The 26175-nt window shown below is 70.3% G+C and carries 33 protein-coding genes; 17 read left to right on the top strand and 16 right to left on the bottom strand.

The window, feature by feature from the left end; translation table 11 throughout:
- A partial coding sequence (locus G3573_RS04945) for a response regulator (RefSeq protein ID WP_163259745.1) occupies nt 1–540 on the top strand: 540 nt, incomplete at its 5' end.
- A gap of 74 nt (nt 541–614) precedes the next feature.
- Here G3573_RS04945 and G3573_RS04950 read toward each other — a convergent pair.
- Entirely contained in the window at nt 615–1508 is an 894-nt protein-coding gene (locus G3573_RS04950) for a branched-chain amino acid aminotransferase (RefSeq protein ID WP_163259746.1), read from the bottom strand.
- Nucleotides 1509–1593: 85 nt separating this feature from the next.
- Here G3573_RS04950 and G3573_RS04955 point away from each other — a divergent pair, with 85 nt between their 5' ends.
- From G3573_RS04955 to G3573_RS04995, 9 genes are all read left to right on the top strand, one after another.
- The gene (locus G3573_RS04955) at nt 1594–2283 is read left to right on the top strand and encodes a response regulator (protein WP_163259747.1); all 690 of its coding nucleotides are present in this window, start codon (nt 1594–1596) and stop codon (nt 2281–2283) included.
- Nucleotides 2283–3638 (top strand): ATP-binding protein, encoded by a 1356-nt coding sequence (locus tag G3573_RS04960; RefSeq protein ID WP_163259748.1) that lies wholly within the window; start codon nt 2283–2285, stop codon nt 3636–3638. The genes G3573_RS04955 and G3573_RS04960 overlap by 1 nt, the downstream gene beginning before the upstream one ends.
- A 74-nt stretch (nt 3639–3712) precedes the next feature.
- Nucleotides 3713–4204 (top strand): DUF3313 domain-containing protein, encoded by a 492-nt coding sequence (locus tag G3573_RS04965; RefSeq protein ID WP_163259749.1) that lies wholly within the window; start codon nt 3713–3715, stop codon nt 4202–4204.
- 108 nt (nt 4205–4312) lie between these two features.
- The gene (locus G3573_RS04970) at nt 4313–4828 is read left to right on the top strand and encodes a hypothetical protein (RefSeq protein WP_163259750.1); all 516 of its coding nucleotides are present in this window, start codon (nt 4313–4315) and stop codon (nt 4826–4828) included.
- A gap of 52 nt (nt 4829–4880) precedes the next feature.
- The gene (gene ubiA / locus G3573_RS04975; RefSeq protein WP_163259751.1) at nt 4881–5813 is read left to right on the top strand and encodes a 4-hydroxybenzoate octaprenyltransferase; all 933 of its coding nucleotides are present in this window, start codon (nt 4881–4883) and stop codon (nt 5811–5813) included.
- 11 nt (nt 5814–5824) lie between these two features.
- A complete protein-coding gene (locus tag G3573_RS04980; protein WP_163259752.1) occupies nt 5825–6664 on the top strand; it encodes a DUF3298 and DUF4163 domain-containing protein in 840 nt (279 codons plus the stop codon).
- A gap of 40 nt (nt 6665–6704) precedes the next feature.
- Nucleotides 6705–7403 carry an HAD family hydrolase gene (locus G3573_RS04985; protein ID WP_163259753.1) on the top strand — a complete coding sequence of 233 codons (699 nt, stop codon included), beginning with the start codon at nt 6705–6707 and terminating at the stop codon, nt 7401–7403.
- 55 nt (nt 7404–7458) lie between these two features.
- The gene (locus G3573_RS04990) at nt 7459–7965 is read left to right on the top strand and encodes a hypothetical protein (RefSeq protein WP_163259754.1); all 507 of its coding nucleotides are present in this window, start codon (nt 7459–7461) and stop codon (nt 7963–7965) included.
- An 85-nt stretch (nt 7966–8050) separates the two neighbouring features.
- Nucleotides 8051–8974 (top strand): fatty acid desaturase family protein, encoded by a 924-nt coding sequence (locus tag G3573_RS04995; protein ID WP_163259755.1) that lies wholly within the window; start codon nt 8051–8053, stop codon nt 8972–8974.
- On the opposite strand, the gene G3573_RS05000 is transcribed toward G3573_RS04995, so the two are convergent.
- Nucleotides 8975–9547: a YdcF family protein gene (locus tag G3573_RS05000; RefSeq protein ID WP_163259756.1), complete on the bottom strand. Its 573-nt coding sequence runs from the start codon at nt 9545–9547 to the stop codon at nt 8975–8977.
- A gap of 11 nt (nt 9548–9558) precedes the next feature.
- Nucleotides 9559–10785, bottom strand: coding sequence for a hypothetical protein (locus G3573_RS05005; protein ID WP_163259757.1), 1227 nt, complete (start codon nt 10783–10785; stop codon nt 9559–9561).
- Between the two features lie 144 nt (nt 10786–10929).
- On the opposite strand from G3573_RS05005, the gene G3573_RS05010 reads away from it, so the two are divergent.
- From G3573_RS05010 to G3573_RS05020, 3 genes are all read left to right on the top strand, one after another.
- Nucleotides 10930–11580 carry a methyltransferase gene (locus G3573_RS05010; RefSeq protein ID WP_163259758.1) on the top strand — a complete coding sequence of 217 codons (651 nt, stop codon included), beginning with the start codon at nt 10930–10932 and terminating at the stop codon, nt 11578–11580.
- A gap of 68 nt (nt 11581–11648) precedes the next feature.
- Entirely contained in the window at nt 11649–11996 is a 348-nt protein-coding gene (locus G3573_RS05015; protein ID WP_163259759.1) for a VOC family protein, read from the top strand.
- A gap of 56 nt (nt 11997–12052) precedes the next feature.
- A complete protein-coding gene (locus tag G3573_RS05020) occupies nt 12053–12565 on the top strand; it encodes a YkgJ family cysteine cluster protein (protein WP_163259760.1) in 513 nt (170 codons plus the stop codon).
- Nucleotides 12566–12609: 44 nt separating this feature from the next.
- Here G3573_RS05020 and G3573_RS05025 read toward each other — a convergent pair whose 3' ends face one another.
- A complete protein-coding gene (locus G3573_RS05025; protein ID WP_163259761.1) occupies nt 12610–13521 on the bottom strand; it encodes an EamA family transporter in 912 nt (303 codons plus the stop codon).
- Nucleotides 13522–13659: 138 nt separating this feature from the next.
- Between G3573_RS05025 and G3573_RS05030 the strand changes: the two genes are divergently transcribed.
- Both G3573_RS05030 and G3573_RS05035 read left to right on the top strand, forming a co-directional pair.
- On the top strand, nt 13660–14076 hold the full coding sequence (locus G3573_RS05030) for a YbaY family lipoprotein (RefSeq protein ID WP_163259762.1): 417 nt from the start codon (nt 13660–13662) through the stop codon (nt 14074–14076).
- Nucleotides 14077–14142: 66 nt separating this feature from the next.
- Complete coding sequence (locus G3573_RS05035; protein WP_163259763.1) at nt 14143–14580, top strand: YbaY family lipoprotein; 438 nt, start codon at nt 14143–14145, stop codon at nt 14578–14580.
- Between the two features lie 7 nt (nt 14581–14587).
- Here G3573_RS05035 and G3573_RS05040 read toward each other — a convergent pair whose 3' ends face one another.
- Both G3573_RS05040 and G3573_RS05045 read right to left on the bottom strand, forming a co-directional pair.
- On the bottom strand, nt 14588–14899 hold the full coding sequence (locus tag G3573_RS05040; protein WP_163259764.1) for an antibiotic biosynthesis monooxygenase: 312 nt from the start codon (nt 14897–14899) through the stop codon (nt 14588–14590).
- Nucleotides 14900–14910: 11 nt separating this feature from the next.
- The gene (locus G3573_RS05045) at nt 14911–15693 is read right to left on the bottom strand and encodes a ubiquinone biosynthesis protein COQ4 (RefSeq protein ID WP_240454522.1); all 783 of its coding nucleotides are present in this window, start codon (nt 15691–15693) and stop codon (nt 14911–14913) included.
- 57 nt (nt 15694–15750) lie between these two features.
- Here G3573_RS05045 and G3573_RS05050 point away from each other — a divergent pair, with 57 nt between their 5' ends.
- Entirely contained in the window at nt 15751–16005 is a 255-nt protein-coding gene (locus G3573_RS05050; protein WP_163259765.1) for a ribbon-helix-helix domain-containing protein, read from the top strand.
- Here G3573_RS05050 and G3573_RS05055 read toward each other — a convergent pair.
- Nucleotides 15951–16190, bottom strand: coding sequence for a hypothetical protein (locus G3573_RS05055; protein ID WP_163259766.1), 240 nt, complete (start codon nt 16188–16190; stop codon nt 15951–15953). The two genes, G3573_RS05050 and G3573_RS05055, sit on opposite strands and share 55 nt — an antisense overlap.
- Before the next feature lie 124 nt (nt 16191–16314).
- On the opposite strand from G3573_RS05055, the gene G3573_RS05060 reads away from it, so the two are divergent.
- On the top strand, nt 16315–18630 hold the full coding sequence (locus tag G3573_RS05060) for a UvrD-helicase domain-containing protein (protein ID WP_163259767.1): 2316 nt from the start codon (nt 16315–16317) through the stop codon (nt 18628–18630).
- A gap of 201 nt (nt 18631–18831) precedes the next feature.
- On the opposite strand, the gene G3573_RS05065 is transcribed toward G3573_RS05060, so the two are convergent.
- The 9 genes from G3573_RS05065 to G3573_RS05105 all read right to left on the bottom strand — a co-directional run bounded on the left by G3573_RS05065 (nt 18832) and on the right by G3573_RS05105 (nt 26159).
- Nucleotides 18832–19548, bottom strand: a complete 717-nt coding sequence (locus G3573_RS05065; protein WP_163259768.1) for an amino acid racemase — start codon at nt 19546–19548, stop codon at nt 18832–18834.
- A 2-nt stretch (nt 19549–19550) separates the two neighbouring features.
- Nucleotides 19551–20549: a D-cysteine desulfhydrase gene (locus tag G3573_RS05070; protein ID WP_163259769.1), complete on the bottom strand. Its 999-nt coding sequence runs from the start codon at nt 20547–20549 to the stop codon at nt 19551–19553.
- A gap of 93 nt (nt 20550–20642) precedes the next feature.
- On the bottom strand, nt 20643–20903 hold the full coding sequence (locus tag G3573_RS05075) for a hypothetical protein (protein ID WP_163259770.1): 261 nt from the start codon (nt 20901–20903) through the stop codon (nt 20643–20645).
- A 94-nt stretch (nt 20904–20997) separates the two neighbouring features.
- Nucleotides 20998–21381 carry a hypothetical protein gene (locus G3573_RS05080; RefSeq protein ID WP_163259771.1) on the bottom strand — a complete coding sequence of 128 codons (384 nt, stop codon included), beginning with the start codon at nt 21379–21381 and terminating at the stop codon, nt 20998–21000.
- 43 nt (nt 21382–21424) lie between these two features.
- Nucleotides 21425–22159 (bottom strand): NYN domain-containing protein, encoded by a 735-nt coding sequence (locus tag G3573_RS05085; RefSeq protein WP_163259772.1) that lies wholly within the window; start codon nt 22157–22159, stop codon nt 21425–21427.
- A gap of 67 nt (nt 22160–22226) precedes the next feature.
- Nucleotides 22227–22889: a hypothetical protein gene (locus G3573_RS05090; protein ID WP_163259773.1), complete on the bottom strand. Its 663-nt coding sequence runs from the start codon at nt 22887–22889 to the stop codon at nt 22227–22229.
- A 13-nt stretch (nt 22890–22902) separates the two neighbouring features.
- Nucleotides 22903–23577: a hypothetical protein gene (locus G3573_RS05095; protein ID WP_163259774.1), complete on the bottom strand. Its 675-nt coding sequence runs from the start codon at nt 23575–23577 to the stop codon at nt 22903–22905.
- Between the two features lie 101 nt (nt 23578–23678).
- Complete coding sequence (gene argS / locus G3573_RS05100) at nt 23679–25478, bottom strand: arginine--tRNA ligase (RefSeq protein ID WP_163259775.1); 1800 nt, start codon at nt 25476–25478, stop codon at nt 23679–23681.
- Complete coding sequence (locus G3573_RS05105) at nt 25479–26159, bottom strand: Tat pathway signal sequence domain protein (protein ID WP_163259776.1); 681 nt, start codon at nt 26157–26159, stop codon at nt 25479–25481.
- Nucleotides 26160–26175 lie beyond the last annotated feature (16 nt).

Genomic DNA, 26175 nt, shown 5'->3' on the forward strand with positions numbered 1-26175 from the left:
GCCGAGCCCTTCGTCATGCGCCCGCTCGCGCCGGCGCCGGTCGCCGCTCCGGCCCCCGCTGCGCTCGAAGCCGCGGCCGAGGCCGCGCCCGCCGCCGTCGCGGAAGCGGTCGAAACGTCCGAGGACGACGAGCGTCCGCTGCGCGTGCTGGTCGTCGACGACCACGAGATCAACCGCCGCGCCGTGCAGCTGGTGCTGCAGCCGCTGGGCGCCGACATCGCCACCGCCTCGCACGGCCGCATGGCCCTGGAGATGGCCGGGGCCGAAGCCTTCGACGTCATCTTCATGGACGTGCGCATGCCGGAGATGGACGGCCGCGAAACCACGCGCCGCCTTCGCGCCGCCGCCGGCCCGAACCAGCACACCCCGGTGATCGCGGTGACCGCCGACACCGGCGACGACGACGTGGCCGCCTGCATGGCCGCGGGCATGACCTACTTCGTGTCCAAGCCGCTGGATCCGGCCCGCCTGCTGGGCGCCCTCTCCGAGGTCCTGTCCGGGCCCGCCGAGGACGAGAGCGCCGATCGCGCCGTCGCCTGAACCCCAAGACCTGAAAACAAAAAGCCCCGCTTCTTACGAAGCGGGGCTTTTCGCACTCACGAGGGATCGGTTCTTTAAGCGGCGACCGACTGGGCCTCGCGCCGCACCAGGCGGCTGTAGTCGTCCATCAGCGCCTTGGAGAGGGCGCCCGGGCTGAAGCGGTACTCGCCGATCTCGGCGACCGGAGTGACCTCGGCGGCGGTGCCGGTGACGAAGCACTCGGTGAAGTCGGCCAGCTCCTCGGGGCGGATGTGGCGGACCACCACTTCCACGCCGCGGGCCTTGGCCAGCTCGATCACCGTCTGGCGGGTGATGCCGTCCAGGATGGCGTCGACCGGCGGGGTGTGGACCACGCCGTCCTTGATGAAGAACACGTTGGCGCCGGTGGCCTCGGCCACGTAGCCGCGCCAGTCCAGCATCATCGCGTCGGCGTAGCCCTCACGCTCGGCGGCCATCTTGGAGATGGTGCAGATCATGTAGAGGCCGGCGGCCTTGGCGGCGCTGGGGGCGGTCAGCGGGTCCGGGCGGCGGAACTTCGCCCAGGCCAGGCGGATGCCCTTCATCTTGGTGGCTGCGTCGAAATAGCTCGGCCACTCCCACGCGGCGATCGCTACATGGATCTTCGAGTTCGGGGCCGAGACGCCGATCTGCTCGGCGCCGCGGAAGGCGACCGGGCGGATGTAGCAGTCGGTCAGGCCGGCGCGGGCGCAGGTGTCCTTGCAGGCCTGATCGATCTCGGCCACGCTATAAGGAATCTGGAAGTCCAGCATCTCCGCGGACCGGAACAGACGCTCGGTATGCTCCCGCAGCTTGAAGATCTCGCCGTTGTACATGCGCTCGCCCTCGAACACCGAGGAGCCGTAGTGCAGCGCGTGGGTCAGAACGTGGGTGTTCGCTTCGCGCCAGGGCACGAATTCGCCGTTCATCCAGATCCAGCCGTCACGATCGTCGAAAGGAACGAACGACATTGAACGTTTTCTCCCTAATTCGGCCGGAGTTTAGACGCCTCTTTCCCGGACGCGTCAACCGCGCGGCTGTCCTCGGAGGCGAAACGTGATCGGGTCGGAATCGGGTCAAAGACACCTGTTGGTGGTCGACGACGACGACCGCATCCGTGATCTCCTCAAGGAGTTCCTCACCCGCTCCGGCTTCCGGGTCACCACCGCCGCCCACGCCGGTGCGGCGCGTCGTCTCATGGAGTTGCTCGACTTCGACCTCATCGTGCTGGACGTGATGATGCCGGGCGAGGACGGCTTCTCCCTGACCGCCTGGGTGCGCAGCCGCGGCGCCGCGCCGGTGCTGCTGCTGACCGCGCGCGGCCTCCCGCAGGACCGCATCGAGGGCCTGCGCCTGGGCGCCGACGACTATCTGGGCAAGCCGTTCGAGCCGCAGGAACTGCTGCTGCGCATCGAGGCCATCCTGCGCCGCGCCGGTCCCAAGCCGACCGGTCCCAAGAGCGTCAAGCTGGGGTCCTACGACTTCGACCTGGAGCGGGCGGAACTGACCTGCGAGGGCACGCTGGTGCGCCTGACCGAGGCCGAGGCGCAGCTGCTGAAGCTGCTGGCCGTCAACGCCCACGCGGCGGTCGACCGGATCGACCTGGCCCGCGACAGCGCCGACGCCGCCGGCCGCGCCGTCGACGTCCAGGTCACCCGCCTGCGCCGCAAGATCGAGACCGATCCGCGCAACCCCCGCTACCTGCAAACGGTGCGCGGCGTGGGCTACATGCTCGCCCCCGACTGATGCGCCTGCTACCCGCCCGCCTCTGGCCGCGCTTTCTGAAGCGGCGCCTGCCCTCCTCCCTGTGGGGGCGGGCGCTGCTGATCATCGTCCTGCCCGTCGCCCTGATGCAGGTGGCGGTCACCTGGGTGTTCTTCGACGCCCACTGGCAGACGGTGACCGCGCGCCTGTCGGAAGGCCTGGCGGGCGACATCGCCTGGGCGGTGGAGAGCTACAAGGAAGACCCGAGGCCAGAGAACCTGCGCGAGATCGCCGACCGGGCCGAGCGCTCCATGCAGCTGTCGATCGTGCTGCAGGAGGGCCGTAGCCTGCCCGGCGGCGGTCGGCGCCGGGGCTCCCTGTTCGGGGCGCTGGACCGCTCGCTGTCCCAGGCGCTGGATTCCCGGCTGGACGATCCGTTCTGGTTCGACGCCTCAGGCCGGCGCTATCCGGCCTATGTCGACATCCGCGTGCAGGTCCCGCACGGCGTGATGCGGATCATCGCCCCGCGTGAGCGGGCGGTGGCCACCCGCGGCCACATCTTCCTGCTGTGGCTGGGCGGGGCGACCGTGCTTCTGACCACCGTCGCCATCCTGTTCATCCGCAACCAGGTGCGCGCCATCGAACGGCTGGCCTCGGCCGCCGACGCCTTCGGCCGCGGAGCGGAGGTCCCCGACTTCAAGCCGCACGGGGCCAAGGAGGTGCGCCAGGCCGCCCACGCCTTCCTGGACATGCGCGAGCGCATCCAGCGCCATTTCGAACAGCGCACGGCCCTGCTCGCCTCGGTCAGCCACGACCTGCGCACCCCGCTCACCCGCCTGAAGCTCGAACTCGCCCTGGCCGAGCCGTCGCGACGGGTGAACGACATGAAGCGCGACCTGGGCGAGATGGAGCACATGATCGACGAGTACCTCGCCTTCGCCCGCGGCGAGGGCGGCGAGATGCTCGAGACCGTGGCGGTGCGCGACCTGATCGACGAGGTGGCCGAAGGCGCCCGCCGGGTCGGCGCGAGCGTCGAAGTCGAGGCCGATCCCGGCCTGGAGGCCACGCTGCGCCCCAACGCGGTCCGGCGCGCCTTGTCCAACCTGGTGATGAACGCCGCCGCCCACGGCGAGAAGATCCGCGTCGCGGCCCGCACCCTGCCCTCCGGCGGCGTGGAGTTCGCCGTCGACGACGACGGCCCGGGCATCGAGCCCGAGAACTACGAAGAGGCGTTCAAGCCGTTCTCGCGGCTGGACGAGGCGCGCAACCAGAACGTCAAGGGCGTGGGCCTGGGGCTGGCCATCGCGCGCGACGTGGCCCGGAGCCACGGCGGCGACGTCACCCTGGACCGCAGCAACATGGGCGGCCTGCGCGCCCTGGTCCGCCTGCCCGGCTGATCACTTTTCAGGGACAGACCCTAGGCGCGGAACCGATCGCCCTCATCTCAGGGTGAGCGCTTTCGGAGGCTTCCATGCGCAGCGTCGTGTTCGCCGCCGCCCTCACCCTTCTCGCCGGCCCCGCCCTGGCCGCCGCCCCGCCGGTCTCGGAGGTCACCGTCTCGATCGGCCCCAAGCTGCAGGCCAAGGCCGAGGGGGAATACGGCGTCGCCGACGTCAAGCAGCTCGCCGCCGAACTGGAGACCGACGTGGAAAACGCGCTCCGCCGCGGCGGGCGCCTGACCGACCACGGCGGCGGGCGGATGGAGCTGGTGCTGGTAGACGCCGTCCCGAACCTGCCGACCGCCCAGCAACTGACCGCCACCCCCTGGCTCACCCGGCGCGGGGTCGGGACCGGCGGCGCGGCGATCGAAGGCCGGCTGATCGGCGCCGACGGCAAGACCACTCCGATCGCCTACAAGTGGTACCAGACCGACATCCGCTTCTCTTACGGTGCGGGCACCTGGACCGACGCCGGCTACGCCTTCGACAAGTTCGCGGACCGCGTGGCGCGCGGCGAGTACTGAGCGGTTACCTCGACGCACTAAAGGCTTGGCGATTTTTGACGCGCCCCCTCTGGCGAAGTCGCGCGCGACACCTAACTCTCATGGTCTAGCTTCACCGGAGCCGCCCCCATGAGCCTCCCCGTGCGCAAGTTCGCTCTCGCCGCCGCCCTGATCTTCTCCGCCGCCCCCGCCTTCGCCCAGTCGGACCGCGCGGCCGTGGCCGACGTCACCGTCTCGGTCAGCCCCGAGCTGCGCGAGAAGGCCGACGAATACGGGGCCAAGGAGATCGAAGGCCTGGCCGCCGACCTGGAAGCCGACGTCGAGAAGGCCCTGGCCCGCAAGGGGCGGCTCTCGGGCGCCGCGGACACCGGCGCGGACCGGCTGGAACTGGTGCTGGTCGACGCCGTCCCCAACCGGCCGACCCTGGAGCAGCTGAAGGACAAGCCCGGCCTGTCGATGGCCAGCATCAGCATCGGCGGCGCCGAGATCAAAGGCCGACTGGTCCACGCCGACGGCACCAGCACGCCGGTTGCCTACAAGTGGTACGACCACACCCTCACCGACGTCGTCGGCGCCGGGGTCTGGTCCACCGCCCAGACGGCCTTCGACCGCTTCGCCGACAAGGTCTCCAAGGGCGACCTCTGACCCTCGCGCCCGCCTCCCGCGCCCGCTCAGGCCGTGCTAGTCAGCGCGCGTGATGACCGACACCGTCCTGCCCGACGCGCGCCCGGCCAACTGGGTCGACCGCCACGCGCCTGAGCGCCTGAAGCCCTGGCTCAAGCTCGGCCGGTTCGACCGGCCGATCGGCATCTGGCTGCTGATGCTGCCGGGCTGGCAGGGCGTCGCCCTGGCCGCGGCCGAGCACGGCCGGATCATGGACTGGCGCACCTGGCTTCCGCTGATGCTGGCCTTCGCGGTCGGCGCGGCGCTGATGCGCGCGGCCGGCTGCGCCTACAACGACATCGTCGACCGCGACTTCGACGCCAAGGTCGCCCGCACGGCCGACCGGCCGATCCCGTCGGGCCGCATCAGCGTCAAGCAGGCCTGGGCCTTCGTGGCCGCCTGCTGCCTGCTCAGCCTGCTCATCCTGCTGGCGCTGAACCCCTTCACCATCGCGCTGGGCGTCGGCTCACTGCTGCTGGTCGCCGGCTATCCGTTCATGAAGCGGATCACCTGGTGGCCGCAGGCGTGGCTGGGCCTGACCTTCAACTGGGGCGCGCTGATGGGCTATGCGGCCATGACCGGCGAGCTCACCCTGCCGGCCCTGCTGCTGTACGCCTCGGGCATCTTCTGGACGCTCGGCTACGACACCATCTACGCCCTGCAGGACATCGAGGACGACGCCCTGGTCGGCGTGAAGTCGACCGCGCGGCGGCTGGGCCGCGCGGCTCCGCAGGGCATCCTGGCCTTCTACATGCTGGCGTCCCTGCTGGCCGTGAGCGTCTGGCTGCCGGCCAAGCTGGGCCCGCTGTTCTTCCCCCCCTTCGCCCTGTTCGCCATGCACCTGTCCAACCAGGTGCGCCGTCTGAAGCTCGACGATCCGGCCCTGGCGCTGAAGCTTTTCAAGTCGAATCGGGGCGCGGGCCTGCTATTGTTCGCGGCCTTGGCGGCGGGGGCCTTCAAGGGATGAGGAGCGCGCGCATGAGCTTCGTCCGGTTTTCCCGCGTGGCCGCCCTGGCCGCGGTCGGCCTGGTCCTGACCGTCGGCGGGTGCAAGCGCAAGGAAGACAAGGCGGAGACGCCCACTCCGGCCCAGCCCGGCGTGGCCTCTGCGGTGGTGACCCCGGCCGAAGCGGCCGCGCCGTTCAGCTACAAGACCACCTCGCCCGACGCCCAGGTCGAACTGACCCTGCCCGCCTCGCTGAAGGCCCAGCCCGACCTGCACGCCCAGCTCTACGCGGCGGGCGTGAAGGACCTGAAGGCCTTCGCCGAGGGCGCGGCGGCCGAGCGCAGCGAAATGGCCGAGGAGGGCGTGAGCGGCCCGCCCTACGCGCGCGGCCTCGCCTGGTCGACCTCGGCCGAGACCTCCAAGCTGCTCAGCCTGGAGAAGAAGGAATACGAATACGCCGGCGGCGCCCACTCCAACTCCGCCTACGGGGCGCTGATCTGGGACAAGGCGATGAAGCGCGGCGTCGCGCCGGCCGCCCTGTTGCGCAAGGACGCCGACTTCGCCCGCCTGGACGCGGCCCTGTGCGCCGCCGTCACGCGCGCCAAGACCGAGCGTCCCGGCGCCATGCCGCTGGGCGGCGAGATGTGGACCTGCCCGAAGTGGCGCGAGTCGACCTTCGTGCTCGCCCCCTCCAACCAGGCCGGCAAGGCCGGCGGCCTGATCTTCCTGTTCCCGCCCTACGCGATCGGGCCCTATGCGGAAGGCGCCTACGAGGTCACCGTTCCCTACGAGGTGTTCGCGCCCTACCTGGCGCCGGCCTACGCCGACGAGTTCGCCGGCGCGCCGGTGCTGCGGACCGCCGAGACGGGCTGACGCGCTTCCCGGCCGCGCTGCGGCGGGCTAAAGCGCGCCCATGACGCTGACCACCATCGGCTTCGACGCCGACGACACCCTCTGGCACAACGAGAGCCTGTTCCGCCTGACCGAGGAGCGGTTCACCGAGCTGCTGTCGGAGTGGGCCGATCCGAACACGCTGGCCGCGCGCCTGCTGGAGACGGAGAAGCGCAATCTCAAGGTCTATGGCTACGGGGTGAAGGGCTTCACCCTGTCGATGATCGAGACCGCCATGGAGCTGACCGAGGGCCGCGCGCCGGCCTCGGTGATCCAGGCCATCCTGCGCGCCGGACGCGACATGCTGGCCCACCCGGTCGAGACCCTGCCCGGCGTGCGCGAGACGCTGGAGAGCCTGGCCGACCGCTGGCGGCTGGTGCTGATCACCAAGGGCGACCTGTTCCACCAGGAGCAGAAGGTGGCCCAGTCGGGCCTGGGCGAGTTGTTCGCCGCCGTCGAGATCGTCAGCGAGAAGGACGCCTCCACCTACGCCCGCCTGTTCGCCCGCCACGGCGACGGGGCCGAGAAGGCGATGATGGTCGGAAATTCGGTGAAGTCCGACATCCTGCCGGCCGTCGAGGTCGGGGCCTGGGGGGCCTACATCCCCTACCACACCACCTGGGAACTGGAGCGCGCCGAGCCGCCGCTGGACAGCCCGCGCTACATCCAGCTGGAGCGCATCGACCAGGTGCCGGCCCTGGTGGAGCGGATCGTCGGCTGAGGCTTGCGCGGCGCCGCCCGCCGTGCGGTGATCGCCCCCCTATCGGGGGGGACCGATGAAGATGCAGACCCGTAGAAACCGTTCAGGAGCCGTATGCGCGGCAGCGCTCTTCGCCTGCATGTGCGCGCCCGCGTCGGCTCAGGAACGCGAGGACGCCTGGCAGGCCCAGATCCAGCAGACCTCGGGCGCTTGGGCGCCGTTCAAATGGGAAAGCATCCCCACGCCTGAAGCCGTGAAGGGCCTCTATGGCCAGATCGGCCACTGGTCGGCGACCTTCGAATGCGTGATCGAACCCACCCTGGCGCTCGGGGAATGCGCGGTCGCAAGCGCCGACCCGCCGGGCGTCCCGGCGGAAGTTCTCCGGGCTTCCCACGAGCGCTCGGCCGCGCTGCGCGCCCTGCTCCCGTCTTTCCGAGCTCCGCCGCAATTGACGGACGGCGGTTTGACAGCCGGACGTCTCGTCAAGGTGCTGGTGTTCGCTACGCCGGACGGCTTGCCGCGTTTGAAGCAACCGTCGTTCGGCCCGATCTCCGCCACCAAGAAGAGCGACCGCCTCCAGTAACGAGCCCGGAATGGGTAGCCGCGCCTGCAGCATCCGGTTGCGAGCCGCGCGGGCACGGCGGATTATCGCCGTTCAGGAGCCGCCCATGCCCGCCGCCGCCCGCGTCCAGCCCAAGGACTTCTTCACGCCTGAAGAATGGGGGCCGCTGACCCGGCGCTCGTCATGGAAAGGCCTGGCCCTGGTCGCCCACGCCTGGGGCGTGATCGGGCTGGCGATCGCCGCGGCCGTGGTCTGGCCGGTGCTGATCCCGCTGTCGGTGATGATCGTCGGGACCCGCCAGCTGGGCCTGGCCATCCTGATGCACGAGGCGGCGCACGGCGGCCTGCACCCGAACGCGCGCGTGAACGACTTCGTCGGCCACTGGCTGTGCGCCGTGCCGATCGGGGCCAGCCTGGCGAGCTACCGGCCCTACCACCTGAGCCACCACAAGTACGCCCAGCAGGCCGAGGATCCGGACCTGCCGCTGTCGGCGCCCTTCCCGGTCACGCGCGCCTCGCTGCGCCGCAAGATCGTGCGCGACCTGACCGGCCAGACCTACTTCAAGCAGCGCGTCGCGCCCTTCTTCCGCCGCCGCCAGCCGGACGCGCCGGAGGGCGCCAACGTGACGGTCCGTTCGGTCGCGCCGTTCTTCCTGGTCAACGGGCTGATGCTGCTGGGCTTCGGCCTCTCAGGCCTGTGGTGGGCGTGGTTCGTGCTGTGGCTGCTGCCGATGGCGACGTGGTTTCCGATGGTCACGCGCCTGCGCAACATCGCCGAGCACGCCTGCACGCCGGCCCTGGACGACCCGCTGCGCCACGCCCGCACCACCCGGGCCAACCTGGTGGAGCGCGCCCTGATCGCGCCCTACTGGGTCAACTTCCACTGCGAGCACCACATGTTCATGTACCTGCCCTGCTGGAGCCTGCCTGAGGCCCACCGGCTGCTGGGCGCCAAGGGCGTGTGGCCGCGCATGGAGACCGCGCCGGGCTATCTGGCGGTGCTGAAGACGGCGTCGGCCAGGCCGGCGTGACTATCTGACCAGGTAAGCCGCGTAGCCCACCACCTCGCGCGGCACCGAGTAGAGGTTGCGCACGTCGAACCAGTCGGCGTGCGCCGTCGAAGCGCCGGCCAGCCCCTGCTTCTCGAACGCCAGGCGCGTGCGCGAGACGTGGAAGTACTCGGTGACGATGACGGCGCTGCGGAAGCCGTGCGCGCGCATGATCGTCGCGGCGTTGCGCGCGGTGGCCATGGTGTTCACCCCGGCGTGGTCGACCAGGATCGCGTCCGCCGGCACGCCGTGGGCGATCAGGTAGCGCCGCATCACGGTCGCCTCGTCGTGCCCTTCCTTGCCGAAGCCGCCGCTGACGATCACCGCCCGCACGAAGCCGCCGCGATGCAGCTCGACGGCCTTGTCCAGGCGCGCGGCCAGGTTCGGGGCCGGACGGCCGCTGGGATAGACCTTGGCCCCGAGCACCACCGCCACGTCGCTGCGCCGGACGTCGTCGGTCAGCCCGTCGGCGACGATCGCGGCGGCCGCCACGGCGAAGAGCGCCCCAGCGACGGCGGCCAGGGTCACCAGTCCCTGTCGGATCGAAGGCCCCATCCCCCAGCCCCCTAGCGCGCCAGCGAAACGTTCCGGCCGTCGACGCGCACAGTGCGCGGCGGGCCGTCCGCCGTAAGGACGATCCGGTTTCCGACCGAGGTCTGCACCGGGAAATAGACCGTCGCCCCGACCATCCGCTCCGGCCGCAGGTCGACCGGATAGCGCCCGAGATAGGCGCCGTCGCCGAGGATCAGCAACGAGCCGGTTTCGGGGCCGCCATACCGGGCGGGATCCGTGTGCCCGTAGTAGAACACCTGGTAGGCGCGACCACCGCCGGTCCAGCTCCCCACCAGGTCGAGACGGTCACCGCCGTCGTCGAGCGGCTCCTTGAAGCCCTGGGCGCGCAGCGCCGCTTTCACGGCGGCGTGAGGGTCCGTCGGCACGGCCTCATTGATGCGAACCGAAGCGGCGATCCGCTCCGCCATGGCCCAATTGAGCCCGTCCGCATCGGGGATCGTCACCTCGACACAGCCCGGCCAACCGCGACCCGGGGTTTCGAGCTTGTACTCGACCGCCCTCGCCCGCCCCTGCCCGTCCTTGACGAGCAGCTTGCGCCGCCCCGGCCCGTCGTCCGCGACCTGTCCGCCGTCGCCATAGAACCACCCCGAACCGCAGCGACCCCCGGCGGAAATGAAAAGAAAATAGTCGGGTCCGGAGATGTCGAACGTGACGCCCTTCATGAACCGCGCGCTTTCCGCGTCGGCCCGCATCTCCGCGCCCTTCGGCAGGTCGATCGTGAAGGCCGCCCGCGCGGCCTCGGCGAACTGCTGGTCCACGGGATTGGGCGGCGCACGACGCGCGGCGATGACCGAGGTCATGTGGAAGCGGCCGGTCGGTTGCGACGACGGGACATGCTCGAAGGCGCCGACGAACTCCACCTCGAACTCGCCGCCCGGCCCCGCGGAATAGTAGCCGTGGGTATCGACTTTCGAACTGAGCCCTGCCCCTTTGGGCGCCTCGTCATAGAGGTCCACGATCGGCTTTAGGCAGCGGTCGTCCTGCAGCCCGCTGCGCTCGATCCCGTCGGTGAAGTATACGGTCCGGATCCGCATGACCCGGCCGTTCATCGCCGCCTCGCGCCCCCTCAGGTCGCACAGCGTCATCGCGCTCGGCGGCCGGACCCTGGCCCAGAGCGACGAGGCCGGAGAGCGGACCAGGAACACGGCTCGCGCCCGGGCGTCCGGCGAGGCACGCGTCCAGGCCACGGCGCCGGCGGCCGCGGCCAGCGCGAGCAGCACCGCTCCGATCCGAATCCACTTCCCGAGCACCGCCACCCCCGCATCGCCCACGGCAACATGCCGCGCCCATTTCGCCTTGGCCAGCCACGGCCAAGCTTCCAGCGAGCTTGGGCGCAGCCCTCCGAAGCGCTAGACCGGCCCCCGATGACCATCCACGACCGCCTCGCCTTCATTCGCGGCAACACCCGGCTGCAGCGGCCGCCGCACGCGCCGGAGCTGCAGCTGCACCTCGCCGACGAGATCACCCCGATCTGGCGGCTGACCGAGGAGGAGCTGGGCGAGATGGGCGTGCCGCCGCCGTTCTGGGCCTTCGCCTGGGCCGGCGGGCAGGCGCTGGCGCGCTGGTTGCTGGACCATCCCGAGCAGGTCGCCGGCAAGCGGGTGCTGGACTTCGCCACCGGCTCGGGGATGGTCGCCATCGCGGCGCTGAAGGCCGGCGCGGTCTCGGCGCTTGGAGCGGACATCGACGACTTCTGCGCCGCGGCGGTGCGGGTCAACGCGGCCGCCAACGGCGTCGAGATGACCTTCACGGCCGAGAACCTGCTGGACCGCCCCGCCCCCGACGTCGACCTGATCTGCGCCGGCGACGTCTGCTACGAGAAGCCGATGACCGAGCGCGTGCTGGCCTGGCTGCACGAGGCCCACGCCCGCGGGACCCAGGTGCTGATCGGCGATCCGGGCCGCAGCTACTTCCCCAAGGACGGCCTCACCAAGCTGGCCGAGTACCAGGTGCCGACCACGCGCGAACTGGAGGACCAGGAGGTCAAGCGCACCGGCGTGTGGACCATCACGTGACGCGGCGCGTTGACCTGCGTTACGCGAGCATACTAGAACAAACCGGGAACTGATTTTGGAGCGCCGACATGTCTAAGGACCGGACGATCGACTACGTGGAACTGCCCGGCCGGGACATGGCGGCGATGAAGGCCTTCTACGGCGAGACCTTCGGCTGGGAGTTCGTCGACTACGGCCCCGCCTACGCCGCCTTCGACGCCGCCCAGGCCGGGGTGGACGGAGGTTTCGACATCGACGGCAAGGAGCTGAGCGGGCCGCTGGTGGTGCTCTACGCCGACGACCTGGAGGGCATGCTGGCGGCGGTCGAGGCGGCCGGCGGCACGGTGATCAAGCCGATCTTCAGCTTCCCCGGCGGACGGCGCTTCCACTTCACCGACCCGGCCGGCAACGTGCTGGCGGTGTGGACCAAGGCGTAGCCGAACCGTCATGAAGCGCCGCTAGGGTTCGTCCGAGGACGGACGGAGGGCGGACCATGGCGCCGACCAAGAGCTGCGGCGACTGCAGCCTGTGTTGCAAGCTGCTGGGCATCGCTTCGATCGCCAAAGAGCCGGGGTCGTGGTGCGGACATTACCGCCGCGGCTCCGGTTGCGGCATCTACGCCGACCGGCCGGGCGAGTGCCGCGCGTTCATGTGCGAGTGGCTGCTGTCCAAGGACTTCGGCGACGAATGGCGGCCCGACCGGGCCAAGTTCGTCATGCAGTACGAAGAGAAGACCAACCGGCTCAGCGTCGTGGTCGACCCGGCCCAGCCGCTGGCCTGGAAGCGCGAGCCCTATTACGGCGGCATCAAGCGGCTGTCCGAGCGGGTCGAACAGGGCGCGCAGGTGATCGTCTGCGTCGGCGCCCAACGGATCGTGATCTTCCCGCACGAGGACGTCGACCTCGGCCCCTGCGCCCCGAACTCGCGCATCGTCAGCGGCTACGCCACGCAGAACGGCGAGCGGGTCGCCTATGCGCTGCTGATGAAGGACGAGGCGACGGCCTGAGCGTTCCCAAGACCTCCCCCCTTTGGGGGAGATCTTAGGTAGCGCTACGCCTCTTTCCCCTTGATCAGCAGCACCTGGCCGCCCAGCACCAGGACGAGGCCGGCCAGCGCGCCCAGACCGAAGCTGGCGTGCTCGAACATGACCGACATCAGCATGGCCACCGGCGGGGTCAGGGCCGACACGTAGGACGCGAGGGCGTAGCCGCTGCTGCGGGCCAGCGAGAAGTAGATCAGGAAGGCGATCACCGAGCCGAACACCGAAAGGTGCAGCAGCGACAGCACGTAGGACGGGCTGAAGTCGAAGCTCCAGTGCACGCCCGTGACCAGGCCGTAGAGGAACAGCAGGCCCGTGCCGTAGGCCATGGCCCAGGCGGTGGCCTGCAGCACCGGCGCGCCGGCCTTCTGGCCGCGCCAGGCGAACAGGTTGCCGACGCCGGCGCCGATCACCGCCAGCACCGCGCAGCCGACGCCGGCGATGGCCCGCGGGTCCAGTTCGGCCTTGAACAGCTCCGCCGCCGACAGCACGCCCACGCCGGCCATGCCGAGCGCCGCCCCGGCCCAGGCCGCCTTGGGCGCCTTCTGGCCGGCGAACACCCGGAACAGCACCAGGTTCAGGAAGGCCAGGCCGGCGAAGATCACCGCGACCACGGCCGAGGCGACCCGCTCCTCGGCGAAATAGACGAAGGCGTAGTCGACCGCGAAGGTGAACAGCCCCTGCCCGAACGCCGCGACGTGCTGGGCCTTGGTCAGGCCCGCCGGCCGGCGCGTGATCAGGCAGATGGCGAACAGGATCAGCGCCGCCAGGCCGAAGCGGTAGGTGATCGAGGCGACCGTCGGCACCACGCCCAACTGCAGCGTGATGGCGTACCAGGTTGTGCCCCAGATGATGCTGCAGGCCGCGACGGAGAGGACGGCGACCGTCGCGGGCGACGGCCGGGATACGGCGAGATCGGTCAAGGTCGGACGCCTGAACGGGAGGAGCGGAGGCGATCCCCGCCTAACACGGCTTCGCCGGAAGCGTCCTGTCACATCTTGCGCCGGAACGTTTCATCGGCCGCGGCGATTGCTGCGGCGAAGCCCGTTCCGGAGGCCCGCATGCGCCGCTCCGCTCTCTCCGCCCTGTGCGCCCTCGGCCTGCTGGCCGCCTGCGCGTCGCCGGAAAAGGCCGAGCCGGCCGCCGCGTCCGCGGTGACCGGGACCGTGACCTATCGCGAGCGCATCCTGCTGCCGCCGACCTCGACCCTGACGGTGCGGCTGGAGGACGTCAGCCGAGCCGACGCGCCGGCCACGACGCTGGCCGAGCAGACCCGGGTGATCGGCCCGAACGCCCCGCCCTATCCGTTCCGCCTGAAGTACGAGCCGGGCTGGATCGAACCGAACCACACCTACGCCGTCCGGGCCGAGATCCACGAGCCAGACGGGACGCTGCGGTTCACCACCACGACCCGTCATGCGGTCCTGACCCAGGGCGCGCCCAGCGAGGTCGAGATCGTCATGGAGGCCGCTCACTAGCGCGACTGCGGAACGTTTCCGGCGCGGCGACATTGCTCGCACGAGCACCAAATCCGGGAGTTCGTCATGCCGCGCCGTGTCCTCGCCACCGCCCTCACCGCCCGCGCCATCCGCGGCAGAAAGGCCGCCACGGCGGCCGCCGCCGCGTCCCAGACCTCCGCCCCGACCGGCGGCTCCGAGGTGCGAGGCCAGGTGACCTACCGCGAGCGAATGACCCTGGCGCCGACGTCCATGCTGAAGGTGGCGCTGGAGGACGTCAGCCGGCTCGACGCGCCCGCGACGGTGCTGACCGAGCAGACCCGCGCCCTGGGGCCGGCCAACCCGCCCTACGCCTTCGCCCTGGCCTGCGACCCCGGCATGATCCGGCCCGATCGCAGCTACGCCGTGCGGGCGGAGATCCGCGATCCGGACGGAAAGCTGAAGCTGACCACCGTTACCCGCTACCCGGTGCTGACCCAGGGCGCGCCGAACGAGGTCGAGATCGTGCTGCAGGCCGCCAACTGACGCAGGCTCAGACGCCGGTGCCGGCGCACACCTCGTAGTGGAGTACGCCCGGCTCCTTCTCGATCAGGTACAGGTCGTCGAAGTCGTAGTAGCGGGCGATCTCGTGGTCCTCGCCGGCGAACAGCTTCACGGCCTCGACGTCGTCCCAGAAGCTGAGCAGCTCGAAATGGACGATCTCGCCGTCGTCGCGGCGCATGCACCAGGCGCCGCGGTTACCCGGCACGCCGCGATAGTCCGGAAGCACGACCGCGCGCATGTACTCGGCGTACCGGTCCGACTTCTCCTGCGGGACCCGGCCGTGCCAGAAGCGCGCGATCATCGGTTCCTCCTTTAGGCAGCCCTCAGCTTCAGGGCGTCGCGGACGTCCTTGGTCACCGACGCGTAGGTCGCCGGGGTACGGATGTTCAGCCGCCGGCGGGCGTCCTCCAGCGGCTCGGCGAACAGCTCGGCGTAGTTCACCGCCGGCAGCCAGGCCGCCCGGCGGCCGTTGCGCCAAGCCTCCAGGACCGCGCGCCTCGCCGGCACCGACCCGTTCTCGCGATGGATCTCCTGGGCGGCGCCGAGCCCGATGAAGGCGAAGCCCAGGCTCTGGGTCTGGCCGTAGGAGAAGCTGACCACGCAGGCCTCGCCCAGGGCGTCGCGCCCGTAGCCGGTCAGCACGTGCCAGACGTCGTGGATGTCGCGCAGCCGGCGCGAGTACCAGGCGTAAACGTGCGGATCGTCGATGTGGGCCTCGACCTTGCGGCTCTCCATGGCCAGGCCCTCGGCCGAGAGGTTCTCGCTCCACATGAAGTCGCGGTAGGCGGCGCCCACCGTGCCCGGCGCGAACTGCTTCAGCCAGTCGCGGTCGGAGAAGCGCTGCGACAGCTCTTCCTGGGCGTAGGCGATGCGGCCGCCGCCCGGCGAGGCCAGCAGGCGGGCGTAGCCCTTGGTGGTCGAGCGGCCGGTCAGGGCCTCCATGATCACGAAGACCTGGGTGGTGTCTTCCTTGTCGGCCATCAGCTTCTGGAAGGCGCGCGCGGCGCGCATCGGCTCCAGTCGCCGGTCGTACTTCTCGAGGACGGGCTTATCGAGAACGGTCGGTTCGGGGGCGGTCGTCATGGCTGAGGTCATGGCGGATCTCACGGACGCCTGTAAGGTGAACGTCGTTCCCCTTTCCGGCAAGTGTCCATGGTCAACCTCAAGAAGCGCTCCGTCAGCCTGGCCGGTCACGCCACCTCCCTGGCGCTGGAGCCCGAGTTCTGGGCCGTGCTGGAAGACATGGCGCAGGCGCGGGGCCTCAGCCTCGCGGGCCTGATCCTGGCGCTGGACGCCGGCCGCGGGCGGCGTCCCCTGGCCTCGGCCTGCCGGGTCAGCGCCCTGGCCTGGGTTCAGGCCGGCGGGGGCGCCGCCGCAGCCGTCGCCGACGAGGCCGCCGAAGGCTGAGGATTGGGCGTCGGCACGTCGGGGATCTTCGGCTTCGGCATCTCGACGTCGATCTTCACGTCGCGCGCGGCCTCGGCCAGCCGCGAGGCGGACCAGGCGGTCCAGCCGATCAGCGCCAGGGCCACCAACAGGGCCCCGACCAGCAAAGCGATCCACGGCGCGTTGGATGGCATACGAGCCGCCATGGTTCCTCCTTGCGAAGGGAACGGCAGGCGAGAGGGCCGGTTCCGCGTCCCCGCGGTCGCAGCGGGTTCACGCGGGCGCGCGTGCACCTTATGTTCCGCGCGAATTCCGAATGTTCGCGACTCGATGACCGATTATCCCAGCCCCCGCATTTCCGACCTGGCCCGCGCGGCGCCTCCGCCGCCGCCGTACCTCGAGGGCCTGAACCCCGAGCAGCGCCAGGCCGTGCTCGCCACCGAGGGCCCCGTGCTGGTGCTGGCCGGCGCCGGCACCGGCAAGACGCGGGTGCTGACCACGCGGCTGGCCCACATCCTGGCCACCGGCAAGGCCAAGCCGTGGGAACTGCTGGCGGTCACCTTCACCAACAAGGCCGCGCGCGAGATGCGCGAGCGGATCACCCACATCATCGGCCCGGACGCCGAGGGCCTGCGGTGGCTGGGCACCTTCCACGCCATCGCCGCGCAGATCCTGCGCCGGCACGCCGAGCTGGTCGGCCTGCGCTCGAACTTCACCATCCTGGACACCGACGACCAGGAGCGGCTGATCAAGCAATTGCTTGAGGCCGAAAACATCGACTCCAAGCGCTTCACCCCGCGCGCCTTCGCCGGCCTGGTCGACCACTGGAAGAACCGCGGCTGGACGCCCGAGAAGCTGCCGGGCACGGAGAACGAGTTCGCCAACGGCAAGGCGCAGAAGCTCTACGCCCTGTACCAGGACCGGCTGCGGGTGCTGAACGCCTGCGACTTCGGCGACCTGCTACTGCACAACCTGACGATCTTCGTCCAGCACCCGGACGTGCTGGCCGAATTCCATCGGCGGTTCCGCTACGTGCTGGTCGACGAGTACCAGGACACCAACGTGGCCCAGTACCTGTGGCTGCGGCTGCTGGCCTCGGCGCACAAGAACGTCTGCTGCGTGGGCGACGACGACCAGTCGATCTACGGCTGGCGCGGCGCCGAGGTGGACAACATCCTGCGCTTCGAGCGCGACTTCCCCGGCGCCGAGGTCGTGCGCCTGGAGCGCAACTACCGCTCGACCTCGCACATCCTGGGCGCGGCGTCGGGCCTGATCCGGGCCAACAAGGGCCGCCTGGGCAAGACCCTGTGGACCGAGGCGACCGGCGGCGACAAGGTCGCCGTGCGTGGGGTCTGGGACGGCGAGGCCGAGAGCCGGCTGATCGCCGACGAGATCGAGACCGCGCGGCGCAAGGGCCGCAAGTACAAGGACATCGCCGTCCTGGTGCGCGCCTCGTTCCAGATGCGCGCCTTCGAAGAGCGGTTCCTGATGCTGCAGATCCCCTACACGGTGGTCGGCGGCCCGCGCTTCTTCGAGCGGGCGGAAATCCGCGACGCCCACGCCTACCTGCGGCTGATCCAGTCCGAGGACGACGACCTGGCGTTCGAGCGCATCGTCAACACGCCCAAGCGCGGCGTGGGCGAGGCCAGCGTGCAGAAGATCCTGTCCATGGCCCGGCTGGCCGGCGTGTCGGCCATGCGCGCCAGCCGCGAGCTGCTGGGCTCGGACGAACTGCCGGCGCGCACGCGCACGGCGCTGGGCAACTTCATCCGCGATCTCGACCGCTGGCGGGCCTTCGCCGCGCACAAGCCGCACTACGAGCTGACCGAGACCGTGCTTGAGGAGAGCGGCTACACCGACATGTGGCGCCAGGACCGCGCCACCGGCCAGACCCGCCTCGACAACCTGAAGGAGCTGGTCCAGGCCATGCAGGCCTTCGACACGCTGGGCGCCTACCTGGAGCACGTGTCGCTGGTCATGGACCTGGAGCGCGCCGACCGCGGCGACGACCAGGTGCAGATCATGACCCTGCACGCCGCCAAGGGCCTGGAGTTCCCGCTGGTCTTCCTGCCCGGCTGGGAGGAAGGCGTGTTCCCCTCGCAGCGCTCGATCGACGAGAAGGGCGAGAAGGGTCTGGAGGAAGAGCGCCGCCTGGCCTACGTCGGCGTCACCCGCGCCAAGGAAGAGGCGCGCATCTCCTTCGTCGCCAACCGGCAGGTCTACGGCCGCTGGACCACCCAGCTGCCGTCACGCTTCGTCGACGAGCTGCCGATCGACCACGTCGAGGCCAAGAGCGAGACCGGCTACTACGGCGGCGGCCCGGGCATGCAGCAGGCCGCCAGCCGCTGGGACCAGGCCCCGTCGTTCGGCTCGTCGTCCTACGACTCGCCCGGCTGGCGACGCGCCCAGGAGCGCGGCGCGAGCTTCGCCGGCGGGTCGGCGCGCAAGCCGGTGATCGAAGGCCAGGCCAAGCTGGTGGCGGTGTCCGAGCCCGGCGCCGGCGGCGGCTACAAGCGCGGCGACCGCGTCTTCCACCAGAAGTTCGGCTACGGCGCGGTCCGCGCGGTGGAGGGCAACAAGCTCACCGTCGCCTTCGACAAGGCCGGCGAGAAGAAGGTCATCGACACCTTCGTCGAAAAGGCGTGATCCCCTCTCCTCCCCTGCGGAGCGGGGGAGGGGGACCATGCGAAGCATGGTGGAGGGGGCGAGCGGCGCGCGTACCGGCCAACGTCGGCGCTGTCTTCTGAGAATTGGGCTTCGGTCGTGAGGCGGTTCACCCCCTCCACCACCCTTCGGGCGGTCCCCCTCCCCCGCGGCGCTTCGCTTGCAGGGGAGGAGAAGAACGCTTCAGCGTACCGGCAGCGGCTCGCCCAGCGCGTAGGCCACGGTGCGGGCCACCAGCACGTCGGTGGAGCTGATCAGCGGAACGGCGGCGTCATGGGCGCCCAGCACCAGCGGCACCTCGGTGCAGCCGGCGATCAGCGCCTGCGCGCCCTGGTCGACCAGGGCCTGGCCGATCGCCGCCATCTCCGCGCGCGCGGCCGGGCCGGTGTCGCCCGCCTTGATCGCGTAGATCAGCGTCATGAACCGCTCGAGCAGCTCGCCCTCGGGCACGACCGTGTCCACGCCCTCGGCGGCGAAGGCCTTCGGGTAAAGGCCCGCGGTCAGGCAGCCGGAGGTGGCCAGCACGCCGACACGACGCGCGTCCGGACGCTCGGCGCGCGTGGCCTTCACCGTCTCGGAGATCAGGCTGACGAAGGGCAGGCGCGTGGCCGCCTCGATCTCGGCCTGGAAGGCGTGGGCGGTGTTGCAGGGCATGACCAGGAAGTCCGCCCCGGCCCGCTCCAGCCCCTGGGCCATGGCCGCCAGGGCCGGCCCCGGCGAGGGGCCGGTTCCGGCGATCGCGGCGTTGCGGTCGGGCGCCAGCGGGTTGTTGTCGATGATCAGGCGCAGGTGGTCCTGATCCCGGCTGGCCGGCGTCGCCTTCAGCACCCGGTCGAAGAAGTCGACCGTAGCGGCCGGGCCGAAGCCGCCCAGCACGCCGACGGTCTTACGAACGCTCACGCTCACGCGCCCTGCAGCACCGGCTGGTAGGCGTAGAGCGCCGGCGCGCCGCCGGTGTGCAGGAACAGCACCCGCTCGCCGTTCTTGAAGTGACCGCGCCGGATCAGGCCGATCAGGCCGGCCATCGCCTTGCCGGTGTAGACCGGGTCCAGCAGCACGCCCTCCAGGCTGGCCAGCATGCGCACCGCTTCGATCATCTCGGGCGTCGGGATCGAATAGCCGCCGCCGACCCAGTCGCCCAGCGCGACCACGTCCTCGCGCGCAGGCGCCGAAATGCCGAGCAGGGCGGCGGTCTCCGTCGCCAGCTTGTGCACGTTCGGCTCCTGCTCCTCGCGGGTGCGCCGCACGTTAATCCCGGTCAGCGGCAGGCCGCTGGAGGCGCCGACGAGGCCGGTCAGCAGGCCCGCGTGCGTGCCGGCGCTGCCGCTGGCGCAGACCACCTGGTCGAGCGCCAGGCCCATGTCGAAGGTCTGGGCCAGGATCTCCTCGGCGCAGGCGACGTAGCCCAGCGCGCCCAGCGCGTTCGAACCGCCGCCCGGGATGACGTAGGGCGTGCCGCCCGCCGCGCGGACGTCGTCGGCCACGGCGTTCATGGCGGCGGCGAGGTCGCTCCCGCCTTCGACGACGGTGATCCCGTCCACGCCCAGCAGGTCGAACAGGAAGTTGTTGCCCGAGGCCTTGGGGTCGTAGCTGCCGGGCACCCGCTGCTCGAGCACCAGGCGGCACTTCAGCCCTTCCTTCACGGCGGCCGCCAGGGTCAGGCGGCAGTGGTTGGACTGCACGGCGCCCACGGTGACCAGGGTGTCCGCGCTCTTGGCCAGGGCGTCGGCGACCAGGAACTCCAGCTTGCGGGTCTTGTTGCCGCCGGCGGCCAGGCCCAGCAGGTCGTCGCGCTTGATCCAGATCTCCGGCCCGCCGAGCTCACGGCTCAGGTGCTTCAGGTGTTCGATCGGGGTCGGGTGCGGCGTGTAACGCCGACGGGGAAAGCGCGCGAGGTGCATGGGGGCTCCGGCCTAAGGCGGCGGAACCATAGGACCGATCCGCGCCGCCGCGCTAGGCCGTCGAAGCTTTACCCTTCAACCGTATCGGGCGGCTCAGTCGAACTCGTCGTCGTCCAGGTCCGGGCGCATGACCCGCAGCTTGGCGCGCAGGTTGCGACGCAGGACGCCGATGTCGGCCGGACGGGCCGGGTGCCCGATCATGGCCTCGCTCAGCACCTCGTGGACCAGGCGGTAGGACACGTTCACGTCGGCCGTCAGGGTCTTGGCCTCTTCCTGCAGGGAGGCCCCCAGGCGGACGAGGTCCAGCGCGCGATCATCGACGGCTCGGCCACCGCCATAGAGGTCGATCGTCATCGCGCGCTCCTCCTTACGAAAGTCCAAGATGGCGAGCGCCGCCGAATTTACAACGCACGCTATCGCGCGAACGTTCGAACAAGATCTTGGTTCCTCATCGCGGACGGCCACGGCTGCGCTTTCGTACCGCGACCGCCCCGAGGGTCAGCAAAAGTCCTCCCAGAACGGCCCAGGCGGTGATCGGAATCCACGGCGCGACGTCCTTCTCGGGCGTCTCCGCGGCGGCGTCGGCCGGGCGGCGCCGGAAGGTGACGGTGCGGTCCTCGACGTCGGCGCGCGCCACCTCCCAGTCGGCCTTGAGCCAGGCCTGCGACTGACGGGTGTCGGGCGCCTCCCACCAGTCCTCGTGGGCGCGCGCCGCCTTGGGCAGGGCGGCGCCCATGACCTGCTCGACCTCGGCGAAGGTCGCACGCCATTCGACGCCTTCGAAGGCCGCCAGATGATCGGCGAGCGTCTGATACTTGGACTTGCGGGCCACGGGGGCAGAACTCCCCGACATGCGCCGGGTTTCAGCGCGGGTTTCAGCTTTGGGAGCTGACCAGGGTCAAATGGCGCTTCACCCGCGGCACGTCCGGCGGGAGATAGCTGGCCGGGCGCTGAATGACGCCCTCGCGGCTGTTCAGCATCTCCGGCAGCAGCGCCTGCTCCAGGTGCTCGGGCGTCAGGCTGACCTGGGCGTCGGCCCAGGTCAGGACATGGCGGTTGTGGCCGCGCCCGGGCGGGGCGACCGAGACCAGCTTCTTCTGCGGGAAGCGCTGCTTCAGCCAGCGCGCGGTGGCGGCGTGATCGCCGTCGGTGGTCATCAGGTAGCAGACGTCGAAGCGGTTCTCGTGCGCGTCGTCCAGCACCGACAGGGCCAGGTTCACGTCGCCCTGCTTCTCGGTCGCGACCTGCCACATGTGCCCGCAGGCGTTGCAGCCGTCGGCGTGGACCACGAAGTGGCCGGTGCGGCAGACCACGCCCTGGGTCTCCAGCGCCGCCAGGTACAGCTGATGACGCACCAGCTTGCCGCGCGAGGCCGGGCGGAAGGCGGTGCACCAGGTGACCTTGCGCACCACCTCGGAGCGCGGCGCGATCACACGGGCCAGGGCCTTCAGGTCCAGCCACTTCAGGTAGGGCCGCTTCAGCTCGTCGATGGCGTGGTAGAGGTTGAAGCCGTCGACATACAGCGCCGCCCGCCGCCGGAACACCGGCAGGTGAAAGCCGTCCGTGCGGACGACCGGGACTTGGCGCTGACGAGCCTGACGGGGCGGCATGGACGAACGACGTTACCTCGCCGCTCACCATAAGCCGGTCTAGCTGGAAGAGTCCGTGTCGCCGGCGCTACAGCGCCGCACCGCTGGCGAGGAGCGGAGGTCCTTCCGTGGGCGCGGGCGTGCATCCCGGCGACCCCAGCTGCGCCATCGCCTTCGCGCGCGTTTCCGAGAGGATCGCCGCCCGCGAGACAGGATCGGGGAGCTCGAAAACGCGCCGGGCGAAGATGTCGCCCCCATCGCCTTCGATCGACACGGTCAAACGCCGGGCCGCGCTCAGCTTGCGCAGGAACTCTGGGTTGGTGCGATCATTTGCGACGGGTTCCGAAATGTAGCTTCGTGAGCCCGCGCTGGCGATGGCGCTGGGGAAACCATCCCAGGGGAACCGCAAGGCCGGTTCGTCGTCGAGGACCAAGACCAGGTCAGCCCTCGACGACCTCGACGGAATTGCTGCTGGGATCCGAAGGTTGGCCTCGAGAGATCGCAACCGACCCGGATCGCCTTCCTGCAGCCACGCCGCGATATTGATCTCCGGATTGCTCAGCTCGTCGTTCTGCAGATACCAGACCTGAGCCGATTGCGCGTTTCCGGCGTCGTACATCTCCGCAGTGACGACCATGGTGGAGCCGCCAGGCGCAGGGCTGGTCGCCTGACAGCGCCTGACCGCAGCCTGAGCGTTCCCGCCAGCCGCAAGCGCGAACGCGACGGCCGCGCCAGTCATCAAGACTTTCATGGGGCGGCCCAGATCAGCTCGCTTTGCACTTGCGCGGCGTCTCGGCCGCCTTCTCCGCCGCGGCCCAGGCCTGGCGGAACAGGGCGTCGCGCGCCGCGTGGTCGGAGAAGTCAAAGCTCCCGGCCCCCAGGCGCCGGCCGTCGGAAATATCCGCCCCGACCGTAACGCCGACGGCGGCGTCCAGCAGTGCGAGCAGGTCGGGATGAACGGGCTCTTGCGGCTGGGTGGACGACAGCTTCGCCAGGCCGACCGCCAGGTTGCGGTCCCGCATGTTGAAGACCTCCGAGCCGCGAACGAACATGTCGGACGACCAGGTCTGCTCCCCGAGCGTCAAGACCACCTTTCCGCCCTTCAGCATCTCAGGCGGGGTGCCGATGCTCAGCAACGTGGCCATCAAGCCGTAGGGCGCGCCCAGTCCCTCGGCCGTCGGCGCGGAATAGCGGACGGACAGCTCCGGCGAACCGCCGATCAGAGTGGTGGGCGTCGCGCCGTCGATCGCCTTGAAGGGCGGGCTCCAGCTGGCCTCGCGGGACACCACCGTCCCCGCCTTGTCGACGGTGAAGGTGACCAACAGGTCGGACCCGTCGGCCGCCTCGGCGAAACCATCGCAGTCGCGGTTCTTGGCCTGGACGCCGCCGGCCGAGGCCAGCACCAACGCCGCGAGCGCGGCGGACACGAACGCTTTCATGCAGAGACTCCCCCTCGCCCTCAGACTGCGGAAGGGAGGCTCTGCACGCAACGGTGTCGCGTATCGGCGGTCGCGCCCCCTCCGCCGGGGAGCGCTCGGGCTTACATCCGCTCGGGCGTCTCAATGCCCAGCAGCGACATCGCCACTTCCAGCTGCTGCAGCGTCGCCTCGACCAGCCGCAGGCGCGAGCCGCGGGTGGCGACGTCGGGCGCGGCCAGCACCGGGCAGGCGGCGTAGAACTTCGAGAAGCTCTGGGCCAGCCGGTAGGCGTGCTCGGCGATGTAGTTCGGCGCGCGCTTGTCGTAGGCGTCGACCAGGGCCTGTTCGAAGGCGTCGAGCGTCAGGGCCAGGTCGCGCTCGGCCGGCTCGACGACGGCGATCGGCCCGGCCGCGGCGCCTTCGGCCGCCGCCTTGCGCAGCAGCGATTTGATGCGGACGGCCTGGTACAGCAGGTACGGCCCGGTCTTGCCCTCGAAGCTGGTGAAGCGGTCGAGGTCGAAGACGTAGGAGGTGCCGCGGAAGTTCGACAGGTCGGAGAACTTCAGGGCCGAGACGGCCACCTTGTGGGCGGTGTCCTCGAACTCGGCCTCGTCCAGCGCTTCGCCCAGGCCCGCCTCGTGCAGGCGAGCGCGCGCCTTGTCGCGGGTCATCTCGATCAGGTCGTTCAGCTTCAGCACGCCGCCGGCGCGGGTCTTGAACGGCGTGCCGTCGGGCCCGTTCATGGTGCCGAAGCCGAGGTGCTCCAGCGAACCCTCGGCGGCGTAGCCGGCCAGGTAGGCGGCGCGGAACACCTGTTCGAAGTGGTCGGCCTGACGCTGGTCCACCACGTAGAGGATCAGCTCCGCCTCTTCGGACCGACGACGGTCCAGAATGGTGGCCAGGTCGGTGGTGCCGTACATGGCCGAGCCTTCCGACGAGACCACCAGCAGCGGATCCGGGCTGGGGACCACGACGACCGTGCCGTCCGCCAGCTTCTTCTTTTTGGTCTCGCCCGGGCGGGCGACGTGCACCACCTGGGCGCCCTGGTCCTCGACCAGCAGGCCCTTGGCCTTCAGGTCCTCGACCATTTCCGGGATCAGCGGATCGGCGTCGCTCTCGCCCTTCCAGAGGTCGAACCAGACGTCGAGCGCGCCGAAGTCGCGCTTCAGCGCGGCCATGGACACGTCGTGGAAGTGCTTCCACAGGGCGCGGTAACCGGCGCGGCCGCCCTGCAGCTCGGCGGTGGCCTTGCGCGCGCGATCGCGGAAGGCGACGTCTTCCTTGGCCTTGGCGGCGGCGGACGGATAGAGCCGCTCGAGGTCCTCGAGGGTGACCGGGCTCTCGGCCGGGAACGGGCCCGGGCCTTCGGCCATGAACTCGACCGCGCGGCCCTCGTCGCCCAGGGCGACGATCAAGAGGCCCATCTGGAAGCCCCAGTCGCCGAAGTGGGCGTCGCCCCAGACCTGGTCGCCGCGGAAGCGGTACAGGCGCTTCAGCGACTCGCCGATGATCGACGAGCGCAGGTGGCCGACGTGCATCGGCTTGGCAACGTTCGGACCGCCGTAGTCGACGACCACGCGGCGCGGCTGAGCGACCTTGCCAGCCCCGGCGCGCACGTCGCCGGCGATCTCGGCGGCGCGCTCGGTCAGAGCGGCGTCGGTGACGCGGAAGTTGATGAAGCCGGGACCTGCGATCTCGATCGACTGCAGGCGCGCGTCGTCCTTCAGCCGCTCGACGATGCGGCCGGCGACGTCGCGCGGGTTGGCCTTGGCTGCCTTGGCGGCGGCCAGGGCGCCGTTGCACTGGAAGTCGGCGAGGTCCGGGCGGTCGGACACGGTCACCCGGCCGAATTCACCGGCCAAACCTTCGGCGGCGAAGGCGGCGGCCGCCGCTTCGCTGAGGACGGACTTGAGGTCGGACATTTACTGCTGCGTCTGGCCCTGCGCTTGAGCGCTCTGGGTCTGGCCCGCGTTGATGCGGAAGCGTTTGCCGGCGCGGTTGAACGCGGCCATTTCCGGCGTCACGTCCAGACCCACCAGGATCTCGAAATTGGCGCCGCTGGTGGCCTGGTCGAGGCGCGGAATGACGATGCCGGAGACGTCTTCGTTCACGTACATGCGGTCCGTGCCCGGCTGGAAGTTGACCGGCAGGTCGAAGTACTGCTTGGCCAGCACCGAGCGGTTACGGTCGGTGACCGCCACCCAGTAGCGATAGGTCTTCTGCTGGCCGTCGGCCTTGGGCCCGCGGCCGAGCGCGAACAGCAGGTTCATCTGGACCTTGATCGGGTCGCTCTCGCGGTACTCGCACTTGGCCTTCACGCCCTCGACCTCGCCCGAGAAGCCGACCGCCGAGGAGGCTTCCTTGCCGTCGAACTCGATGTAGCGCGCCGCGTCGTACAGCACCTTCACATAGGGGCAGGGACCCGCGTTCGGCCGGTCTTTCAGCGGCCGCTGGGTGATCTCCCACTCCTTCTTCTTCTTTTCCTTCTCGGACGGCTTCTCGTCGCCGGCCGGCTTCTTGCGCTGCTGCGCCAGCACGTCGGTCGGGACCGCTACGGACGAGGCGATAGCCAAGGCGCTGAGCGCGAGCAGGAAGCGACGCATGTGGGAGTTCCGCCGA

Origin of the sequence: Caulobacter sp. 17J65-9, from assembly GCF_010975005.1 — a bacterium.
In the GTDB taxonomy this organism is placed as follows: domain Bacteria; phylum Pseudomonadota; class Alphaproteobacteria; order Caulobacterales; family Caulobacteraceae; genus 17J80-11.

Coding starts and splice junctions, on each gene's coding strand:
- G3573_RS05070 (WP_163259769.1), bottom strand. CDS start 20,549: ATGCACCTCGCGCGCTTTCCCCGTCGGCGTTACACGCCGCACCCGACC.
- G3573_RS05105 (WP_163259776.1), bottom strand. CDS start 26,159: ATGCGTCGCTTCCTGCTCGCGCTCAGCGCCTTGGCTATCGCCTCGTCC.
- G3573_RS04990 (WP_163259754.1), top strand. CDS start 7,459: ATGAAGATGCAGACCCGTAGAAACCGTTCAGGAGCCGTATGCGCGGCA.
- G3573_RS05060 (WP_163259767.1), top strand. CDS start 16,315: ATGACCGATTATCCCAGCCCCCGCATTTCCGACCTGGCCCGCGCGGCG.
- G3573_RS05000 (WP_163259756.1), bottom strand. CDS start 9,547: ATGGGGCCTTCGATCCGACAGGGACTGGTGACCCTGGCCGCCGTCGCT.
- G3573_RS04950 (WP_163259746.1), bottom strand. CDS start 1,508: ATGTCGTTCGTTCCTTTCGACGATCGTGACGGCTGGATCTGGATGAAC.
- G3573_RS05050 (WP_163259765.1), top strand. CDS start 15,751: ATGGTCAACCTCAAGAAGCGCTCCGTCAGCCTGGCCGGTCACGCCACC.
- G3573_RS05020 (WP_163259760.1), top strand. CDS start 12,053: ATGGCGCCGACCAAGAGCTGCGGCGACTGCAGCCTGTGTTGCAAGCTG.
- argS (WP_163259775.1), bottom strand. CDS start 25,478: ATGTCCGACCTCAAGTCCGTCCTCAGCGAAGCGGCGGCCGCCGCCTTC.
- G3573_RS04985 (WP_163259753.1), top strand. CDS start 6,705: ATGACGCTGACCACCATCGGCTTCGACGCCGACGACACCCTCTGGCAC.
- G3573_RS04970 (WP_163259750.1), top strand. CDS start 4,313: ATGAGCCTCCCCGTGCGCAAGTTCGCTCTCGCCGCCGCCCTGATCTTC.
- G3573_RS05015 (WP_163259759.1), top strand. CDS start 11,649: ATGTCTAAGGACCGGACGATCGACTACGTGGAACTGCCCGGCCGGGAC.
- G3573_RS04980 (WP_163259752.1), top strand. CDS start 5,825: ATGAGCTTCGTCCGGTTTTCCCGCGTGGCCGCCCTGGCCGCGGTCGGC.
- G3573_RS05045 (WP_240454522.1), bottom strand. CDS start 15,693: ATGACCTCAGCCATGACGACCGCCCCCGAACCGACCGTTCTCGATAAG.
- G3573_RS05095 (WP_163259774.1), bottom strand. CDS start 23,577: ATGAAAGCGTTCGTGTCCGCCGCGCTCGCGGCGTTGGTGCTGGCCTCG.
- G3573_RS05040 (WP_163259764.1), bottom strand. CDS start 14,899: ATGATCGCGCGCTTCTGGCACGGCCGGGTCCCGCAGGAGAAGTCGGAC.
- G3573_RS05075 (WP_163259770.1), bottom strand. CDS start 20,903: ATGACGATCGACCTCTATGGCGGTGGCCGAGCCGTCGATGATCGCGCG.
- G3573_RS04960 (WP_163259748.1), top strand. CDS start 2,283: ATGCGCCTGCTACCCGCCCGCCTCTGGCCGCGCTTTCTGAAGCGGCGC.
- G3573_RS05035 (WP_163259763.1), top strand. CDS start 14,143: ATGCCGCGCCGTGTCCTCGCCACCGCCCTCACCGCCCGCGCCATCCGC.
- G3573_RS05090 (WP_163259773.1), bottom strand. CDS start 22,889: ATGAAAGTCTTGATGACTGGCGCGGCCGTCGCGTTCGCGCTTGCGGCT.
- G3573_RS05030 (WP_163259762.1), top strand. CDS start 13,660: ATGCGCCGCTCCGCTCTCTCCGCCCTGTGCGCCCTCGGCCTGCTGGCC.
- G3573_RS05085 (WP_163259772.1), bottom strand. CDS start 22,159: ATGCCGCCCCGTCAGGCTCGTCAGCGCCAAGTCCCGGTCGTCCGCACG.
- G3573_RS04995 (WP_163259755.1), top strand. CDS start 8,051: ATGCCCGCCGCCGCCCGCGTCCAGCCCAAGGACTTCTTCACGCCTGAA.
- G3573_RS05055 (WP_163259766.1), bottom strand. CDS start 16,190: ATGGCGGCTCGTATGCCATCCAACGCGCCGTGGATCGCTTTGCTGGTC.
- ubiA (WP_163259751.1), top strand. CDS start 4,881: ATGACCGACACCGTCCTGCCCGACGCGCGCCCGGCCAACTGGGTCGAC.
- G3573_RS05010 (WP_163259758.1), top strand. CDS start 10,930: ATGACCATCCACGACCGCCTCGCCTTCATTCGCGGCAACACCCGGCTG.
- G3573_RS04965 (WP_163259749.1), top strand. CDS start 3,713: ATGCGCAGCGTCGTGTTCGCCGCCGCCCTCACCCTTCTCGCCGGCCCC.